We start from the raw sequence: 16,229 nt of genomic DNA, 5'->3' as shown, positions 1-16,229 counted from the left end.
TATCTACTTGTAAAGACGAAAGACCTATATATTTTGTTTCATACAAAATATAAGTTTATTCATTAAAAAGACATATAATCCAAAATAATAGAAGTTAATAACCCTAATGAAGCAATAAAACCAATAACAGGACCACCTTCTTCAAAAGCTTCTGGCAACATCGTAGAAGCAACCATTGCCACAATTCCACCACCGGCGAATGAGGCAATAAAACCCATCATGTTTGGGGTAGCATTTTGAAGAAATAGATATCCAATCCAAGAACAAAGAGCTGATATAAAGAAGACTGAAAGCCATAATGAAAAAATTTTCTTTTGCTTATATTGGCTTTTTAGTAGTCCGCTTGTCCCGGAGATTCCTTCGGGTATATTGCTGATAAAAATAGAGACAACAAGCAGCCAGCTAACGTGGTGCTGTTCAATCAAACTTGCGCCAATCATCAGTGACTCAGGTATAGCATCCATAATAGTACCAATAAAAATGGCTAGTCCCGAGCTAGCGGGGACAAGGTGGTCCGAACGTTTTCTTTTGTGAGCGCCTTTTTTAGCTAAGGAGATGTCAAGAAGAGTAAAAAGTGCTGCGCCTGTTAAAAAGCCTAAAGAAGAAGCAATGATTCCCGCTTCTTTTACCGAATCTTGAATGAGCTCGTAAGCAGCAGCTCCTAACAAAACGCCCGTGCCAAAAGCCATAATATAAGCAGTCAACTGTTTTTTTAAAGGTATAAAAATAGCTATAATAGCTCCAATTAATACAGCTGAGCCTGAGACACCACCCCACATAAGGGCATCTATCACATGAGATCCCTACTTTCTTACGTACTTACCTGTAGTGTAACCATCTCTATGATTATTATGAAACAAGATAAATGAACTAAAAAAATGGAAAAAAATCACTGATTTAGACCTTAAATAAAATAAGTCTTCTGTATAATTGACAAAATTTTCTGATTATGTCCGTTGAAAGGGAAAAAACCTTGTGATAGTCTGATCAAAAGATACAAAGATGGAAAAAAATTCTTTGATCTGTAGAAGATTAAAAAACTTAACGAGGTCACTTTTAAACGAAAGAAGGAATACGAGATGAATTCAAAAGCAGTAAAAAGAGAAAATCGCTATGCTAACTGGATTCCTATGCAAGAAATCAAATCAGTTGAACAGCAGCTTTACCCATTTGATATTTATAACAGTCTGCGTCAAGAGGCACCTATTCGTTACGATGAAAGCCGAAACTGCTGGGATGTATTTGATTATGAAACAGTAAAGTATATTTTAAAAAACCCGTCGCTTTTTTCATCCAAACGAGCAATGGAAGAACGCCAAGAAAGTATTTTAATGATGGACCCTCCAAAACATACAAAGTTACGAAACTTAGTAAACAAAGCTTTTACGCCAAGAGCTATTCAGCACTTGGAGGGTCATATTGAAGAGATTGCAGATTATTTATTAGATGAAGTAAGCAGCAAAAAAAAGTTTGACATAGTAGAAGACTTTGCTGGACCACTGCCGATTATTGTAATAGCAGAGCTGCTAGGAGTACCAATACAAGACCGAGCACTGTTTAAAAAATACTCCGATGACTTAGTGAGCGGTGCTGAAAATAATTCAGACGAAGCTTTTGCGAAAATGATGCAAAAGCGTAATGAAGGCGTGATTTTTTTACAAGGGTATTTTAAAGAAATTATCGCGGAGCGTCAGCAAAATAAACAAGAAGATCTCATTTCGCTTCTTTTAGAAGCAGAAATCGACGGCGAGCATTTAACAGAAGAGGAAGTGCTGGGGTTCTGTATTTTATTGCTAGTAGCAGGTAATGAGACAACAACAAACTTAATTACGAACGGAGTTCGGTATATGACAGAAGACGTAGACGTGCAGAATGAAGTTCGTCGAGACATATCGCTGGTTCCGAACCTGGTAGAAGAAACGCTTCGCTATTATCCTCCTATTCAAGCGATTGGACGCATAGCTGCTGAAGATGTAGAACTTGGAGAGTGTAAGATTAAAAAAGGACAGCAGGTAATTAGCTGGGCAGCGAGTGCAAATAGAGATTCAGCTAAGTTTGAACGTCCTGACACTTTTGTCGTGCATCGTAAAACAAATCCTCACGTGAGCTTTGGATTTGGCATCCATTTTTGCTTAGGAGCACCGCTAGCAAGAATGGAAGGGAAAATTGCTTTTACTAAGTTACTAGAAAAAGGAGAATTTTCGAAAGTTCAAAATCAGTCTTTAAAGCCAATAGGCAGCCCTTTTGTTTTTGGCGTAAAAAAATATGAGATTACTTTTAATAAAGCTTAAAAAGCGAGCGCAAATTATGCGCTTGCTTTTTAGCGTTCAGTGTTCCATTTTTGGTCCTCTGAAGGGGACGTGTACGTGTCCATTGAAGAGATAAGCTGCTCGGGAGTATCAGAAATGTTGATGAGACGAATAGCAGAATCCGTAGAAAACCCTTCATCTACGGCATGCTGAACCATTTGCATAAGCGGGTTGTAGTAGCCGTTCACATTTAATAACCCTACTGGTTTTTTATGTATACCAATTTGAGCCCAACAAAGAGCCTCAAACAACTCTTCAAATGTCCCGAAACCTCCAGGAAGCGCAATATAACCATCAGCTAACTCGTGCATAGTTGCCTTTCGCTCATGCATGCTCTCTACTTCGATGAGTTCTGTCAGCGCGGTATGAACAATTTCACCGCTAAACAAACCGCGGGGCATAATGCCGATGACTTCGCCTCCATGCTGAAGCATTTCATTTGCGACTTCTCCCATCAGGCCCATTCGCGAGCCTCCGTAAATCAGCCGGTAGTTTTTTTGGGCCATGTAGCGTCCTAGCGAGACGGCGGCCTCTTTATATTCTGTTTTTATTCCAGCGCTTGATCCTGCAAACACACAAATTGATTTCAATTGATTCACTCCTTTGTTTCTTTTCTATATAAGTCTTTTCTGTTTGTGAAGAACAAATTCCTTCTTAATAATTTATGAATTTTCACAATGTCATCGCTTGATTATTCTAAAAACTTTGCTTATAATCAAAGCGAAACGTCTGTTTGAAAGCGTTATCTATTGCTTTTCTTTTAATGGAAAAGACAGTACGTATAGATCTACTTGTAAGATAAGTAGATAACATGAACTTATAGGGAATTTGACCATTTTAAACGTTTCAATTAGTAAGCATACGTACTTGCAGGATTAAGACAAGGGGGATATGGGGATATGCTGAACAATTTAATACGCACATTAATGGTACAAACACCGACCGTACCGGGAAACTTAGGAAGAGTAGCAACAGCTATTGGAAATGTTGGAGGAGATATTGGCGAAGTTGAAACCGTTAAAGTAGGACATAACTACACCATGAGAAGCATTACGGTTCAAGTAGAAAGTGAAGACCAGCTTGAGGAATTGCTTGAAGCGGTTCGCAGTTTAGAAGGCATTACTTTACATACAGTATCAGATGAAGTTCTTCATGCGCATGAAGGCGGCAAAATTCAAATGAAAAGCAAAATGAAAATTGAGTCAATTGCTGATTTAAGAAGAGTATATACCCCTGGTGTAGCAAACGTTTGCCGTGCTATTCAAGAACAGCCGGACAAAGCGAAGATTTATACGAGTATTGGAAACACGGTTGCGATTGTAACAGATGGTACCGCTATACTAGGATTAGGAAATATTGGTCCAGTTGCAGGAATGCCTGTTATGGAAGGAAAAGCTGCGTTATTTGATCAACTTGCCAATGTAAACGCTATCCCTATTTTGTTGAATGTAAATGAGCCGGAAGAAATCATTCAAACGGTTAAAAATATTTCACCGGGATTTGGCGGTATTTTACTAGAAGATATAGGGTCGCCTCACTGCTTTGAAATTGAAGAACGTTTAAAAGAAGAGCTCGATATTCCAGTTATGCATGATGATCAGCACGGAACAGCGGTGGTGACGCTAGCGGCAGCTATCTCAGCTTGTCGCAGCACAGGTGTGAATTTGAAAGAAGCAAAAGTAGGACAAATCGGCTTAGGAGCTGCTGGCATCGCTACTTGCAGAATGTTCATGGCTTACGGTGTTAAACAGGTGATAGGAGCTGATAAGTCTCCTGAAGCGAATGAGCGCTTAGTCAGCTACGGTGGAAAAGTAGCTGATTCATTAGAAGAGCTTATGGAGAACTGTGATATTGTTATTGCGACAACAGGTGTACCTGGCTTAATACAAAAAGAATGGATTCGAAAAGGGCAAATCATTCTAGCACTTTCTAATCCAAAGCCAGAAATTGAACCTGAAGATGCTCTTGAAGCAGGAGCTATTTACGCTACTGACGGAAGGTCAGTAAATAATGTACTTGGCTTCCCAGGTATTTTCAGAGGAGTGTTAAATGCGGGGGTGCGCGATATTACGCATACGATGCTTGTAGCTGCAGCTGAAGCCATTGCAAATTCAACGCGTCCAGGCGATTTAGTTCCTCATCCTCTTAATCTAGCTGTACATGAAGCAGTATCTGAAGCAGTTGAAAGAGCGGCTGTTGTACACGGAGAGAAAGACGGCGTTTATCGATAACAAACAAGGCTGCCTCGAAATAGGCAGCCTTGTTTGTTTTTTATCAAAAAATAATAAGAAAATAGCAAACTATGAAACTTTTTTCCTTTTTTAACGTAATATAGTAATAGAAATAGTAAAAAAGGTAGAGAAAGGAGTTTTTATGGAGTTTGAACATTTAAAGGGCAAATTGCCCCTCGAGGCTAAAAAAGCGATGCGCTGGCAATCCATTTTTACGCATAGCCTGTGGCTTCTTGCAACAGCGGGTTATTTTCTACTCGTTCATTTTTTTGATTGGTGGTCAATTATTGGATGGATATCAGCTGGACTATTAGTCATGAGCTTTATCATATATACAATTATAGCTCCAAATGTATATATGAATGTATATTCATATGAAGTCACAGATACTCAAATTGATATACAAAGAGGGCTGTTCATCTGGTATCATACGAAAATTCCGCTTGTGAAAGTGCAGCACGTTGAAACGTTGACAGGGCCGATTTTTCGAAAATTTGACTTGGCATCTGTTAAAATCATCACAGCAGCTGGAAGCGTCGAAATTCCTGCACTTGTACAAAGAGATGCTGAAGCACTGCGAGAGTATATTGCTAGACTAGCAGAGGTAGATGATGAAGATGAGTAAGCGGCTGCATCCGCTATATATTGCAATAGCATTTATTGAACATATAAAAAATAATATCCTGCCTTTTGTATTTGTATTTATTGTCAATCGGCACCTGTTGTTTACATATTGGTGGGCAACGCTATTAGCGGGAGGCGTAGTCGCTTTATTTGCTTTTTTTACTTGGAAGGAATTTCGTTATGAAGTAACGGAAACGGAAGTGCGTCTGTATAAAGGGATTTTTAAAAAAGAAAAAAGATTTATTCAACGAAATCGCATTCAATCGATTCAGTTAGATCAGCCTTTTGTTTTTAGAATTCTTCGCTTAGCCCGGCTTCGTATTGACACGGCCAGCAGCGGTACAGATGCTGAAATTGATTTATCTGGTATTTCACTAAAAGAAGCGCACCATCTTAAAGATACGTTAAAGCTGTCAGGGAGTCAGCCGGAAATAAGGGAAAAAAGTCCTGAACGTACGATGAAAGTGTCGGTGAAACAGCTGGCGTTAGCTGCTGCGTTTTCCGGGAATTTTGGCTATATATTTGCTGCTCTTGGTTTTCTCTATCAGTATATTGATACGTATATCAACCGCTGGGTGAAGACAGCTTACGAAGAAGTGATTCATCAATCGATGCTTGGTTTATTTGTATTAGTGGCTGTAATTGTGGTGCTTGCTTATTTGCTGTCTATCGTTTTATATGTGATACGATTTGGCGGTTTTACCGTAGAACGCTACGATCATTATCTACATATTAAATACGGACTGTTAAATAAGAAATCCCTTACGATTCCTTTTCATAAAATACAGGCTGTTACGATAGAGGAAGGGTTGGTTCGACGCTTATTTGGATGGTCTTCCGTTTCGTTAAACGTCGTAACCTCTGATTTAAAAGAAAAGGTCTATTTGCACCCGTTTATCCAGCAAAAAAAGATTGCAGCGTTAATGAACGTATATGTGCCGCACTATGAATATATAAAGTGTCCAAGAAATACAGCAATTCAATATGCGTGGTATCCATTACTAGTACCGGTCTTGTTATTTGCGGCGGCAGGGATTGGCATCAGCTTTTGGAAATCCATGTTTGTGTGGATTATTGCTGTGCTCTGCCTTGTATACGTACTTATTCACTGGGGGGGCTATCGTCAAGGCGGCTTAATGATGAACGATGTATTTGTCAGTATTCGATCGCAGTTTTTAACACGAAAAACAACGATTATTAGAAGAAAGAAAATAGAAGAAATTGAGGTGTTTGCAGGCACCTTTTTATGGAAAAAAGGATACAGGAAAATAAAAATTGCAACTATGGGTACAAGCGGCAGCTATAAGTCGGGATATTTTCCATTTGAGATTTGGCATCCTATCTTTCTGCAAGCTACTTCGTCTAAAAAGGCATGAAGAACATCATTGTTCTCCATGCCTTTTGACGTTATCTATTCATTAAATTTTTTCCCTTGCTCGTAATAGCTATTCATCACCTCAACTGGCACCATACTGCCTCCAGTTGACCATACAAGGTGAGTAGCTTTTGACATATCGTTTTCTAGTCCTTGCGCTTGTATATAGGAAGACCCGCTTTCCATCAGGTGGAGAGGTCCTTGTAGACCAGCCGCTGCTGAAGGTTCTATATACATATTTTCACCATTGGCTAGCTCATAAATAAATCGGAAAAGCTGATCATCTTCTACGGTATAAATTCCGCTAATAAGCGATTTTATCGTTTCGCCTACAAAGCTAGATGGCCTTCCTACAGCTAGTCCATCGGCAGCTGTTGCGTTATCAAGTCCAATATCCGTAACGGAAATGCCATCATGCAGCTCGGTCATTAATCCAAGCAGCATGCAAGGAGAGTGAGTAGGTTCAGCAAAAAAGCAGTGAACGTGATCACCGTATATTGCTTTTAATCCAAACGTAATACCGCCAGGACCTCCGCCTACTCCGCAAGGTAAATAGACAAATAAAGGGTGTTCGGCGTCTACTTGAATCCGCAGCTCGGCTAGCTGCTTTTTCAAACGTAAAGCAGCGACGGAATAACCAAGAAATAAATCTCTAGACTGCTCATCGTCAATAAAATGACAGGCGGGGTCTGCTTCGGCTTGCTTTCGTCCTTCTTCCACGGCTTTTCCGTAGTCAGACTGATATTCAATAACGGTTACACCTTTAGAACGAAGTAGATCTTTTTTCCATTTTTTAGCGTCCGCTGACATATGGACGGTGACGTTAAAGCCGAGAGTAGCGCTCATAATACCAATGCTTAAACCTAAATTACCGGTAGATCCTACTGCAATAGAATAAGAAGAAAATAACTTTTTACATCGTTCTTCAGCTAGAAGAGCGTAGCTGTCTTCCTCGGTAAGCAGTCCTTCTTTGATAGCAAGACTTTCAGCAAATTTTAATACTTCATAAATGCCGCCTCTTGCTTTAATAGAACCTGATATGGGAAGATCATGATCGCATTTCATCAGTAATTTTCCTTGCAGCATGTTATTCATTTGTTGATTTAAATAGTCTTTCATGTATGCAATTTCTTGAAGAGGTGATTCAATGATTCCTTTTGATGCTTTCAGCTCCGGAAAAGCGATTTGAAGAAAAGAAGAAAAGCGAGAAAGACGTTCTTTTGCATCTTTTATATCTTTGGTATGTAAAGAAAGTGAAGAAAGTTCTCCTTGAGCAGGTTTTATATAAGGATTTATCCAAAGTATTTCCTGTTTATTGATTAAAGGTGTTAATAAAGGATATTCATGCATCCATGTAGCAAGGGGCTTTTGGTGAAATAAATGTGTCGTCATAAAGGCTCCTTTCGCAATATGTTATTTCCTTTATATGTATAGTATCAAGAATAGAAGAAGTTGAAAACGAAAATATCAAAAAGCGGAAAGCACATTTTAACCACCTCTTGTATACTAATAAAGATAATCTATACAATTACATAGAAAAAAGGAGAGGAATTCATGCCATTTTCAGGCGATGATAGCAGGTGTCCTATCTGCGGAGAAAAAAATAACTGTGCTTCTGTACAAGGCAGAGAAATAGAAAAGTGTTGGTGTATGCAGAAAGTTTTTACTCCTGGTCTGTTTAAACAAATTCCTTTAGAAAGCAGAGGAAAAGCGTGTGTATGTGTCAAATGCGTTGGGAGACAGAAGAAAGAAGGTGAGGATTAACTTGAAAAAAGGAATTATTTCATACGGTGAGGCATTTATTGATTATATTGCTAAAAACGAATTTAACACTAGCTTTGACCCTTTTTTGGGAGGCACAACCGTTAATGTAGCAGTTGGAGTTCAGAAGTTAGGAGCAAAAGCATATTATATCTGCAAGTTAGGCAGTGATGAAACAAGTGATTTTGTAAGAAAGAACCTTTTAATTGAAGGAGTGAATCAAAGCGGCTGTGTAATATCGGAGACTAAAAAAGTTTGTGAAGTGTATGTACATAAAAGTAAAGAAGGAGATCGTTACTTTCATTCCTACATAGATTCTACACCTCATGAGCAAGTGTATAAACATGAGCTGCAGGAAGCTTTATTTGAGCAGGCAGCGATTTTTTATTTTGGATCAGGTACGTTGTTTCATCCGATTTCTCAGCAAACTACAAAAGAAGCCGTGAGGCTCGCAAAAAAACATCTTATGCTTGTAGCGTTTGATCCAAATATTCGAATGAAAAGATGGGAAAGTGAAGCAGCATGTAGAAATATCGTGACACCGTTTTTGTCCGAAACAGACATTTTGAAAATCTCTCAAGATGAGCTCCTATTTTTGATGAATTCAGCAGACCTGACAGAAAGCCTAGAAAAACTGAGAGCATATCATATTCCGTACGTATGGGTCACTCAGGGAGAAAATGGCGCAGCAGCCGTTACTGCAAATCAAACGCTTCATGTGAGTGCAAAAGAAGTGCAGGCGATAGACACGACGGGAGCGGGTGATGCATTTATGGCAGGAATTTTATGGTGCGTTCACGAAAAAGGATTACCTGAAAGTGAGGAGTCACAGAAGCAGTACACAACCTTTGCTAACGCGTTAGGTGGAGCAGTTTCGGCAAGGTATGGAGGAATAATTTCGCTTAAAGCAAAAGATGTATCTAGTATAAAAGCAGGTAGCTGATAGCTACCTGCTTTTGAAAGTTTATTATTTAAAAAATGACAGTATAATCATAAGGGCAAAAATAATCGTAAGATGGTTCAATGAGAACACAAACATTAAAGTAGCCCATTTTGTATCTTCTAATTTTTTAAATCCAACAATTCCAAGAAGCATCCACACTAATGTTAAACCGAACATTGTAAATGCGATAATTTTACTAAACGACAAAAATAAGAAAGATGCCGCTAGTAAAATAACTAGGTATACAAGCGTTTGGACTTTGGAACGACGGATACCTTTTACTACAGGAAGCATTGGTACACCTGCGGCTTTATATTCCTCAAGTCTTCTAATCGCAATAGCGTAGAAGTGAGGAGGCTGCCATAAAAACATAAATACAAACAATCCAATTGCTACCGGATGAAATAAGTCTGGTGAAATAGCGGCCCAGCCAATGATTGGAGGCATAGCTCCAGAAATACTTCCGACTTCGGTATTATAAATGGTTGTACGTTTTGTAAGCATAGTGTAAGGCACTACATAAAAGAAAAATCCTAAAATACCCATAATGGCGGCCATGTTAGAAACTAAAAATAAAATACCTACACCGATAACAAATAAAGCCAGTCCTAACCATAGAGCAAATTTAGGGTTGACCGCTCCTGTTACCGTCGGTCTGTCTTTCGTACGTTTCATGATCGCATCAATATCACGGTCATAGAAGTTATTAACTGCCCCAGCTCCTCCTACGACAAAGGATGTCCCAATTAAAGCCAAAATAATGATAGGAATTTGTGTCACAAAGCTTAAGTCATTAACAGCAATTGCGAGACAAAGCCCAGCAACCATTCCTAGTGAGTTCGATTTAATAATCCCAGTTTTTATAATAGCACTGATTACTTCCCGGGAAAAATACTGATTGATAGGAAGTGATTCCTTTGTGATAACTTCGGTATTTTTCACAGCAATTCTCCTTTTTGAGCTTATTCTTGCATGAATAAACCTAATCTTTATTAATCAACTAAACTATTTTAACAAAAAAATATCGTAATTACATCAAGGTTGCTCGTAAAATTTGTTAACATTCCTTGAACTTTTTAAAAAAACAAAGAAAAATGTCGAATTACCAATTAAAAATAAGTACATCCTTTATTATAAGATAAAAATGGAATGCTTAAAAATGAAAATTTTGACTATCTGGTGAACTTTTAACGAGCAAGAAACTCGAACTTAATCGTACCATATTTATTGGTAATTGCAATCACATAGTATGTGATGAAAGAAAAGATGTGGTACATTAAAGAAAGAACTAATAAGTTTATTTACTATGTCTTATTCACAAGGAGGATATATGATGCCAGATAAATATGCTAGCTTCTCTGAACTTGCCTCTTATGAAGTATACAACCAAGACTACAAAATTCAATTTGAAATCAGACCTTCTAACATTATTATGCTTGCGATACACGGCGGAGGTATCGAAACTGGAACATCCGAACTTGCTGTTGGGCTAGCAGGAAACGAATACTCGTACTATATATTTGAAGGGTTAAAGAAAGCAGGAAATGCCGATCTTCATATCACATCCACTCATTTTGATGAACCTCATGCGCTAACTATTATATCGAAAGAAGACTATGTAGTATCTTTTCATGGATACAATGATAAAAGTGAAAAACACACTAAAATCGGCGGTGCTGACAAAGCGTTAAGGTCCAAAGTACATGAAGCGCTTGTTTCCAAAGGTTTTAGTACAGAAATTTTATCAGATCAAGACCCTTTTTCCGGTACAAGCCCTAGAAATATAACCAATAAAACAGCTAGGCGGATGGGTGTGCAAATTGAGATAAGTAAAGCGCAAAGAGAAGCTTTTTTTGCAACTAATACGAGAAATGAACGGAAAAATTCGAAAACCCAGGAATTCTTTGAGTATATATCAGCTATTAGAAGTGCATTTCCTCTTAGATAAATCAGATACGTTTAGTATTTATTAAACAGGTTAGATTTATTACGGACATGTTTGTGGTATACATATAGTAACTACATATACTGGAGGAGATAATCATGAAAACATTTGACCAAGAAGATACCCTAGAACGTCTTAAAGCCTCTTATCGATATTTAAAAAGCGTAGACGTACGGGGAATCAGCACATTAGATGATCAAAAACGAGCGGAAGCTGTGCAGTTAATCGAAGAGATTGGTCTTAAAATATCAGAAATGCGTGTGAAAGTAGAGTGAGAAAAAAGAGAAAGAAGGACATCTGTCCTTCTTTCTCTTTTTCAACAACTATAAACAGGAGATTAGCTATGAATGAGCAATATTATGACGCTTTATTAAATATAAAAACAACGGGAGAACAAAAGGGATTTAATGATTCATTTCATTACCACCGTTATGAACCCACGCCTTATAGTGCATTAGAAACACTTTTCACTCAGTATGAGCTAACAAGCAGCGATAGAATTGTCGACTTCGGGTGTGGAAAAGGAAGGCTAAATTTTTATGTGAACTACCTGTGCAATGCCACCGCTGTAGGGGTAGAAATGAATGAACACTTTTATGAGCAGGCCATAGATAACCAGAGGCGCTATTTAAAAAAAGCCAAGGGTCGCAAACATCATATTCATTTTCAGTGTTGTTTAGCCCAGGAATATAAAATTCATCCACTAGACAACTGCTTTTATTTTTTTAATCCTTTTTCAGTTCAAATTTTTATCCAAGTAGTGAACAATATTTTGCTTTCGTGGGAAGAGAATAAGCGCGAGATTGATTTGATTTTATATTATAGTTCGGAGGATTATCTTCATCATCTCGAAAAACACCCTTCTTTCATTTTAAAAGAAGAGGTAATGCTGCCAGAGTTGGATCGTAAAAACCCATATGAACGGTTTTTGATTTATAAAGTAGCTTATTAAGACGACGTATTTACTGTTTGATAAAGCTGTATCGTGCCGGTTCTATTTAACAAGTCAGCAGGAGGTGGAAAAATATCTGCTGCTTTTATTTATAACTTTTTAGAAATTAAAGCATAACACTTTATTATGTAAGCGCTTTCTGTTATAATGAAATTAGGTTGGATAGCATGCGTGGCTATCGGTGTACTCAGCGCAGGCGGGGCTAGTACAGAAAGAGAAGGCTACATACAAGTTAATAAACATTTAGTGGATAGAAATAAGAACTCTCAAAAACAAATTTATTAATTTGTATGCTAAATCGTAAATTAACAAAAACGGCACTTATGAGAAGGTTTCAGAGAAAAGAACCCAGCATATACTGTATAAGCAATTTTTTTACCCTAAAAAAGGGTAAAGAAATTGCTTATTTATTTTTAAATAAGTGTACAGCTGTTCAGATTTGTTTTGAGATATCTAGCGTTAGTGTATAATAGTAACAAGTATGAAAAGTTGACATTGTGAATTGATTAAAGGGGATTTAAAAATGAGTGAACTAAAAATAGATGATGTAGCGAAGCAAAGCGGTTTAACAAAACGTACAATTCGTTATTATGAACAAATTGGACTGATGCCAGCACCTCCAAGAAGTGAAGGTGGATTTCGTCTGTACACCGAAGAACATGTAGAATTTTTAAAGAAAATTACGAATGCCAAAGAAGTCATGGGTTTTTCGCTTCAAGAATTACAGGAATTTCTTGCTTTAAGTGATACTCTTGAAATACAAAAGATGGATTATAGGCAAGTGAAAGGAACAAGTCAACAAAAAGAAAAGTTAGAGCAAGTGTTACATACGGTAGAAGAGCAGCTCAAGCTGATTGAACAGAAAAAGAAAAATATCTTAAAAGTAGAGTCTGATCTTCTGTCACTGAGAGATCGTGCTAAGACTGCAATTGTAAAATTTGAGCAGGAAGAATCATAAAAAGCAGGCGCATTCACCAGAAGAGTGCGTCTGCTTTTACGGTTTTTATAGGGCATTCATTTATGATTGTGAAGTGTTTTCTTCTAGCTGTACTCCTAAAAGAAGTAGAATAGCCTGTATCCCATCGGCTTTTCCACTGTGAAAGCTTCTTGTTTCAGCATCCAAAGCTTCATTTACAGATTCCATCATATTTGATTCGTACAAGTCTAAAATCAATTGTTTTCCTTCGGGACTCAAATGCAGCTGCCCGCGTTCCTTCATTTTAAACTTCAACTTCTTCAACTCCCTTTCCCATAATACTATTAGTATACAAAATTAATAACATTTACGTAAACGTTAATTTTTGTATGTGGACAGAAGGAACGTATTGAGTATAGGTACTAAGTGAGGTGAGAGATACTTATTATCCTTTGCTTGTTTTAATGTTTGTCAGCTTATATCCGCAAGCTGAGCATGTATAGATAACGTTTTGATTGGACTGAGCAGTTAAAACGGTAGCAAGCTCTTTTTGAGAATGACAGTTAGGACAAATAACAACAGGGGATTTCATGTGATTTTCTCCTTTTCTTTTTCATAGTCAAATTTTATTTTATGTAAAGTTTAATCAAATATCCTTTGTGCTATCAAAAACGACGGAAGACATGTAAAAAAGCATTCTCGCTCAAAAGAAACGGGAATGCTTAAGGTGAGTTTAAAATCCGTCCTGGCTTGCTGTAAATGGAATGTTAAGTCTTCTTTCTACATTGCGTAAGCGCTGATTTAATCTGTTTATACGATCAGTATGTCGCTCCACAACTCGATTTAAACGAGTAATTTCTCTGACTTGCTCCTCATTTTGTCTCTCAAGGGCACGAATTCTTCGTTCAAATCCTCCAAGATTTTGAAGCTGCTGTCTTTCATCGTATTCTTCATGCTGTGGTACGTAAGGGGGATAGTATTGTTGAACTGAGTAATCAACTTGCTGAGGAATGTATCCAGGGTTGAAATAATAAGGGTTCATTAGGGCATCGCTCCTTTTAAATAGTAATTTCAAATCAAACACGATATAACGTATGCGAAGATAAGAAAAATGCTATAGGCACATACCTAAAGACATTCTGTATTTAAAAAAGGAAAGTATTTTTAAAAGTCAAAAGGAGATAGCCGCTCCTTTCTTGAATATGCAAAATAGAAAAGCTTCTTTTTTAGACACTTTATTTAAGAAAGAGGGAAAGTGACTAATGGCTCAAGGAAAACAAAAACCAGCACCTAAAATAGAAGAATCAAAAGCTCCGCCTGCAAAGAAACAAAAGTCGAAGAGCCGAAGCGCTAAAAAAGCGCAGCCTCCTACATCGCCCTGGGTAAAAGTTGCTTCCATTTTATCTAACATTGATTTCATTCGTTTGTTTCGAGTGCTGTTTCTTGCTTTAGTGGTTGCTTTTATTGTGTATCAATATATTTTACTTACAAAGGGAATCTTCATCAAAACATATGCGGCCCTTTGGCATCATCACAAAATGCTCTTGCTGGCTGGAGCTGCATTCATTAGCTATACTTCTTTCATTTTTTACCTTGGTTACCGCACCGCTAAAAAACGGTAGAACTGCTCTAGGGGGCGAATAGCATCTATTCTTTGAGTAAACCTTATATGTATATCGGCATAGAGGGGGGAAGAAACGTGGACAAGCAGCGAGCAAAACAAATTGCTGATTCACCCGTTATGGCTAAAGTTACGTATAACGATACGGCCGTTTATATTCAACATGTAAGCGAAGAAAATGATACGGTAAGAATTTATCCGCTAGGTCAGCCAGAAAATGAACAAAATGTTTCCGTGAGCCAATTAGTAGAGAATTAAGGTGGATAAATAGAGCTGGTTTTTCAGTTAAATAAAAGCCAGAGAGCTATGTTTTACTCTCTGGCTTTTATTTATTCTTCCCATTTCTTACTGCTGATCTTTTCAATAATTCCATGCAAATCATCGGGCTTATGAAACTCAATCGGGGAAGCGCCTTTTTCAAACAGAATCGATTCCGCTTCAATTAAAGCCACGTAGCGTCCGTTCACTTTCGCTAAGTGAATATTTTCCCCGAAATCAGCTAACAGCCCTTTAATCTCTGTTTCGCCAAGCTTCATTTTTAGCTCGGCATCAGGCGTATGCTCGACGATATGAGCAGCAGCTTCCATAACTTGATGCGTATCCAAACGTTCTTGAAGCTCACGCTTTTCACTTGTTGCCCACAGTTCCATGTCCGATTCAAACTGTTCAAGTTCTACGCTTTCTGCTTCAAACGTTTCGCTGACGTGTTCACGCACCATATCCATCACTTGTGTTTTCATAATCTCAGGCATCGGCTCGTTGTAGTCAATGAATTTTAAGAAGTCTTCAAAATAACGGGCGTGAGATGCTTGGTGGATGACAAGTTCACTTTCTTCGACCATTCCTTCTTCAGGCATGTAGGGGTATTGAATAGATTTCATGTTTTTAGTAGTAATTGCCATTTCTACGTGACGAATAAGGGTTGATTCATCTGAAATTGAAGCCACTTTTGGTTCGAAGTCACATTTTAAAATAAACACAAAAGCATGATCAAAATATTTTCTTGGAACAGCGGATACAACTAAAAATGCTCCTCCTCGAACGGCTGCAGTATCAAGGTATGCATTGATAAACTGTTCGCTATTTTCTTCAAATTCTTCTTTGGTTGTGGCAAAACGAGTGCGGTGAAATAAATTATAATTAGGGTTTGAGTCGAGAGCGTGTCCTGGTTCAACTATAAAATACCCGAGCTTTGTAGGCACTTGTTCTGCTTTGGGGTGTCGTTCTACTTTACGCTTTACAATTTTTTTAAATTCACCGTCTAAAAAATCTTTAATCGAACTTTCTTCATATTCTTCCGTATCAAGCGTTTGAAAATGCTTATATTGTTTAGAGGCCTGTTCTTCTTTTCCTTCTACTTGTATTACGTAAAATGATAAAAAATTAATTTTAAAATCCATAGCAGTCACCTTGTTTCTTTTTAGTCAGTTACTTCAGTATAAGAAAGAGTCCGGTAAGCGTCAATGCCTGTTAGCTTTAGGGGAAGAAGATCTATTTATACAATTGATCTGCTGAGGAATAGTGTATAAAGCAAAGAATAAGAGAGGCAGGG

Annotated in this window: 20 protein-coding genes; 12 read left to right on the top strand and 8 right to left on the bottom strand. The window is 37.8% G+C overall.

Annotated elements, in window-relative coordinates:
• Positions 1 to 62: 62 nt before the first annotated feature.
• The gene (locus LAV82_RS19870) at positions 63 to 794 is read right to left on the bottom strand and encodes a ZIP family metal transporter (RefSeq protein WP_499716774.1); all 732 of its coding nucleotides are present in this window, start codon (positions 792 to 794) and stop codon (positions 63 to 65) included.
• A 285-nt stretch (positions 795 to 1,079) separates the two neighbouring features.
• Here LAV82_RS19870 and LAV82_RS19865 point away from each other — a divergent pair, with 285 nt between their 5' ends.
• Entirely contained in the window at positions 1,080 to 2,291 is a 1,212-nt protein-coding gene (locus LAV82_RS19865; RefSeq protein ID WP_013056782.1) for a cytochrome P450, read from the top strand.
• A 29-nt stretch (positions 2,292 to 2,320) separates the two neighbouring features.
• On the opposite strand, the gene LAV82_RS19860 is transcribed toward LAV82_RS19865, so the two are convergent.
• Positions 2,321 to 2,899 carry an LOG family protein gene (locus LAV82_RS19860; protein ID WP_029321425.1) on the bottom strand — a complete coding sequence of 193 codons (579 nt, stop codon included), beginning with the start codon at positions 2,897 to 2,899 and terminating at the stop codon, positions 2,321 to 2,323.
• Between the two features lie 309 nt (positions 2,900 to 3,208).
• Here LAV82_RS19860 and LAV82_RS19855 point away from each other — a divergent pair, with 309 nt between their 5' ends.
• The 3 genes from LAV82_RS19855 (at position 3,209) to LAV82_RS19845 (ending at position 6,540) form a co-directional block, all read left to right on the top strand.
• Positions 3,209 to 4,540, top strand: coding sequence for an NAD-dependent malic enzyme (locus tag LAV82_RS19855; RefSeq protein WP_057237034.1), 1,332 nt, complete (start codon positions 3,209 to 3,211; stop codon positions 4,538 to 4,540).
• A gap of 142 nt (positions 4,541 to 4,682) precedes the next feature.
• Positions 4,683 to 5,165 (top strand): PH domain-containing protein, encoded by a 483-nt coding sequence (locus tag LAV82_RS19850; protein WP_499716773.1) that lies wholly within the window; start codon positions 4,683 to 4,685, stop codon positions 5,163 to 5,165.
• Positions 5,158 to 6,540 (top strand): PH domain-containing protein, encoded by a 1,383-nt coding sequence (locus tag LAV82_RS19845; protein ID WP_223272349.1) that lies wholly within the window; start codon positions 5,158 to 5,160, stop codon positions 6,538 to 6,540. Before LAV82_RS19850 ends, LAV82_RS19845 begins: the two co-directional genes overlap by 8 nt.
• A 35-nt stretch (positions 6,541 to 6,575) precedes the next feature.
• On the opposite strand, the gene dsdA is transcribed toward LAV82_RS19845, so the two are convergent.
• Entirely contained in the window at positions 6,576 to 7,931 is a 1,356-nt protein-coding gene (gene dsdA / locus LAV82_RS19840; protein ID WP_499716772.1) for a D-serine ammonia-lyase, read from the bottom strand.
• 162 nt (positions 7,932 to 8,093) lie between these two features.
• Between dsdA and LAV82_RS19835 the strand changes: the two genes are divergently transcribed.
• Positions 8,094 to 8,303: a cysteine-rich CWC family protein gene (locus LAV82_RS19835; RefSeq protein WP_029321430.1), complete on the top strand. Its 210-nt coding sequence runs from the start codon at positions 8,094 to 8,096 to the stop codon at positions 8,301 to 8,303.
• Position 8,304: 1 nt separating this feature from the next.
• Entirely contained in the window at positions 8,305 to 9,243 is a 939-nt protein-coding gene (locus LAV82_RS19830; RefSeq protein WP_211078785.1) for a carbohydrate kinase family protein, read from the top strand.
• A gap of 24 nt (positions 9,244 to 9,267) precedes the next feature.
• Here the strand turns inward: LAV82_RS19830 and cyoE are convergent, their stop codons facing one another.
• Positions 9,268 to 10,185: a heme o synthase gene (gene cyoE, locus LAV82_RS19825; RefSeq protein WP_013056789.1), complete on the bottom strand. Its 918-nt coding sequence runs from the start codon at positions 10,183 to 10,185 to the stop codon at positions 9,268 to 9,270.
• 391 nt (positions 10,186 to 10,576) lie between these two features.
• On the opposite strand from cyoE, the gene LAV82_RS19820 reads away from it, so the two are divergent.
• The 4 genes from LAV82_RS19820 to LAV82_RS19805 all read left to right on the top strand — a co-directional run bounded on the left by LAV82_RS19820 (position 10,577) and on the right by LAV82_RS19805 (position 13,098).
• The gene (locus LAV82_RS19820; protein ID WP_029321439.1) at positions 10,577 to 11,191 is read left to right on the top strand and encodes a poly-gamma-glutamate hydrolase family protein; all 615 of its coding nucleotides are present in this window, start codon (positions 10,577 to 10,579) and stop codon (positions 11,189 to 11,191) included.
• Positions 11,192 to 11,286: 95 nt separating this feature from the next.
• Complete coding sequence (locus tag LAV82_RS19815; protein ID WP_013056791.1) at positions 11,287 to 11,463, top strand: hypothetical protein; 177 nt, start codon at positions 11,287 to 11,289, stop codon at positions 11,461 to 11,463.
• A 68-nt stretch (positions 11,464 to 11,531) separates the two neighbouring features.
• Positions 11,532 to 12,140, top strand: coding sequence for a methyltransferase (locus LAV82_RS19810; RefSeq protein ID WP_013056792.1), 609 nt, complete (start codon positions 11,532 to 11,534; stop codon positions 12,138 to 12,140).
• A gap of 523 nt (positions 12,141 to 12,663) precedes the next feature.
• Positions 12,664 to 13,098, top strand: coding sequence for a MerR family transcriptional regulator (locus LAV82_RS19805; protein ID WP_013056794.1), 435 nt, complete (start codon positions 12,664 to 12,666; stop codon positions 13,096 to 13,098).
• 60 nt (positions 13,099 to 13,158) lie between these two features.
• Here the strand turns inward: LAV82_RS19805 and LAV82_RS19800 are convergent, their stop codons facing one another.
• The 3 genes from LAV82_RS19800 to LAV82_RS19790 form a co-directional block, all read right to left on the bottom strand.
• Positions 13,159 to 13,371 carry a hypothetical protein gene (locus LAV82_RS19800; RefSeq protein ID WP_013056795.1) on the bottom strand — a complete coding sequence of 71 codons (213 nt, stop codon included), beginning with the start codon at positions 13,369 to 13,371 and terminating at the stop codon, positions 13,159 to 13,161.
• Between the two features lie 130 nt (positions 13,372 to 13,501).
• Positions 13,502 to 13,648 (bottom strand): hypothetical protein, encoded by a 147-nt coding sequence (locus LAV82_RS19795; RefSeq protein WP_013056796.1) that lies wholly within the window; start codon positions 13,646 to 13,648, stop codon positions 13,502 to 13,504.
• A gap of 141 nt (positions 13,649 to 13,789) precedes the next feature.
• Positions 13,790 to 14,098: a flagellar hook-associated protein FlgK gene (locus LAV82_RS19790; protein WP_013056797.1), complete on the bottom strand. Its 309-nt coding sequence runs from the start codon at positions 14,096 to 14,098 to the stop codon at positions 13,790 to 13,792.
• A 220-nt stretch (positions 14,099 to 14,318) separates the two neighbouring features.
• Here LAV82_RS19790 and LAV82_RS19785 point away from each other — a divergent pair, with 220 nt between their 5' ends.
• Positions 14,319 to 14,678, top strand: a complete 360-nt coding sequence (locus LAV82_RS19785; RefSeq protein ID WP_211078782.1) for a hypothetical protein — start codon at positions 14,319 to 14,321, stop codon at positions 14,676 to 14,678.
• A gap of 77 nt (positions 14,679 to 14,755) precedes the next feature.
• Positions 14,756 to 14,935: an H-type small acid-soluble spore protein gene (locus LAV82_RS19780; protein ID WP_499716771.1), complete on the top strand. Its 180-nt coding sequence runs from the start codon at positions 14,756 to 14,758 to the stop codon at positions 14,933 to 14,935.
• A gap of 71 nt (positions 14,936 to 15,006) precedes the next feature.
• On the opposite strand, the gene LAV82_RS19775 is transcribed toward LAV82_RS19780, so the two are convergent.
• Entirely contained in the window at positions 15,007 to 16,077 is a 1,071-nt protein-coding gene (locus tag LAV82_RS19775; protein ID WP_013056800.1) for a DUF3900 domain-containing protein, read from the bottom strand.
• Positions 16,078 to 16,229: the final 152 nt, after the last annotated feature.

Source organism: Bacillus sp. ILBB4 (genome assembly GCF_035064545.1).
Classification (GTDB): Bacteria; Bacillota; Bacilli; order Bacillales; family Bacillaceae_H; genus Priestia.
Note: the sequence above shows the minus strand (reverse complement) of the source record. Positions and strands in the feature narration are given on the sequence as shown.

Coding starts and splice junctions, on each gene's coding strand:
- LAV82_RS19865 (WP_013056782.1), top strand. CDS start 1,080: ATGAATTCAAAAGCAGTAAAAAGAGAAAATCGCTATGCTAACTGGATT.
- LAV82_RS19855 (WP_057237034.1), top strand. CDS start 3,209: ATGCTGAACAATTTAATACGCACATTAATGGTACAAACACCGACCGTA.
- LAV82_RS19850 (WP_499716773.1), top strand. CDS start 4,683: ATGGAGTTTGAACATTTAAAGGGCAAATTGCCCCTCGAGGCTAAAAAA.
- LAV82_RS19845 (WP_223272349.1), top strand. CDS start 5,158: ATGAGTAAGCGGCTGCATCCGCTATATATTGCAATAGCATTTATTGAA.
- dsdA (WP_499716772.1), bottom strand. CDS start 7,931: ATGACGACACATTTATTTCACCAAAAGCCCCTTGCTACATGGATGCAT.
- LAV82_RS19835 (WP_029321430.1), top strand. CDS start 8,094: ATGCCATTTTCAGGCGATGATAGCAGGTGTCCTATCTGCGGAGAAAAA.
- LAV82_RS19820 (WP_029321439.1), top strand. CDS start 10,577: ATGCCAGATAAATATGCTAGCTTCTCTGAACTTGCCTCTTATGAAGTA.
- LAV82_RS19815 (WP_013056791.1), top strand. CDS start 11,287: ATGAAAACATTTGACCAAGAAGATACCCTAGAACGTCTTAAAGCCTCT.
- LAV82_RS19810 (WP_013056792.1), top strand. CDS start 11,532: ATGAATGAGCAATATTATGACGCTTTATTAAATATAAAAACAACGGGA.
- LAV82_RS19805 (WP_013056794.1), top strand. CDS start 12,664: ATGAGTGAACTAAAAATAGATGATGTAGCGAAGCAAAGCGGTTTAACA.
- LAV82_RS19795 (WP_013056796.1), bottom strand. CDS start 13,648: ATGAAATCCCCTGTTGTTATTTGTCCTAACTGTCATTCTCAAAAAGAG.
- LAV82_RS19790 (WP_013056797.1), bottom strand. CDS start 14,098: ATGAACCCTTATTATTTCAACCCTGGATACATTCCTCAGCAAGTTGAT.
- LAV82_RS19785 (WP_211078782.1), top strand. CDS start 14,319: ATGGCTCAAGGAAAACAAAAACCAGCACCTAAAATAGAAGAATCAAAA.
- LAV82_RS19775 (WP_013056800.1), bottom strand. CDS start 16,077: ATGGATTTTAAAATTAATTTTTTATCATTTTACGTAATACAAGTAGAA.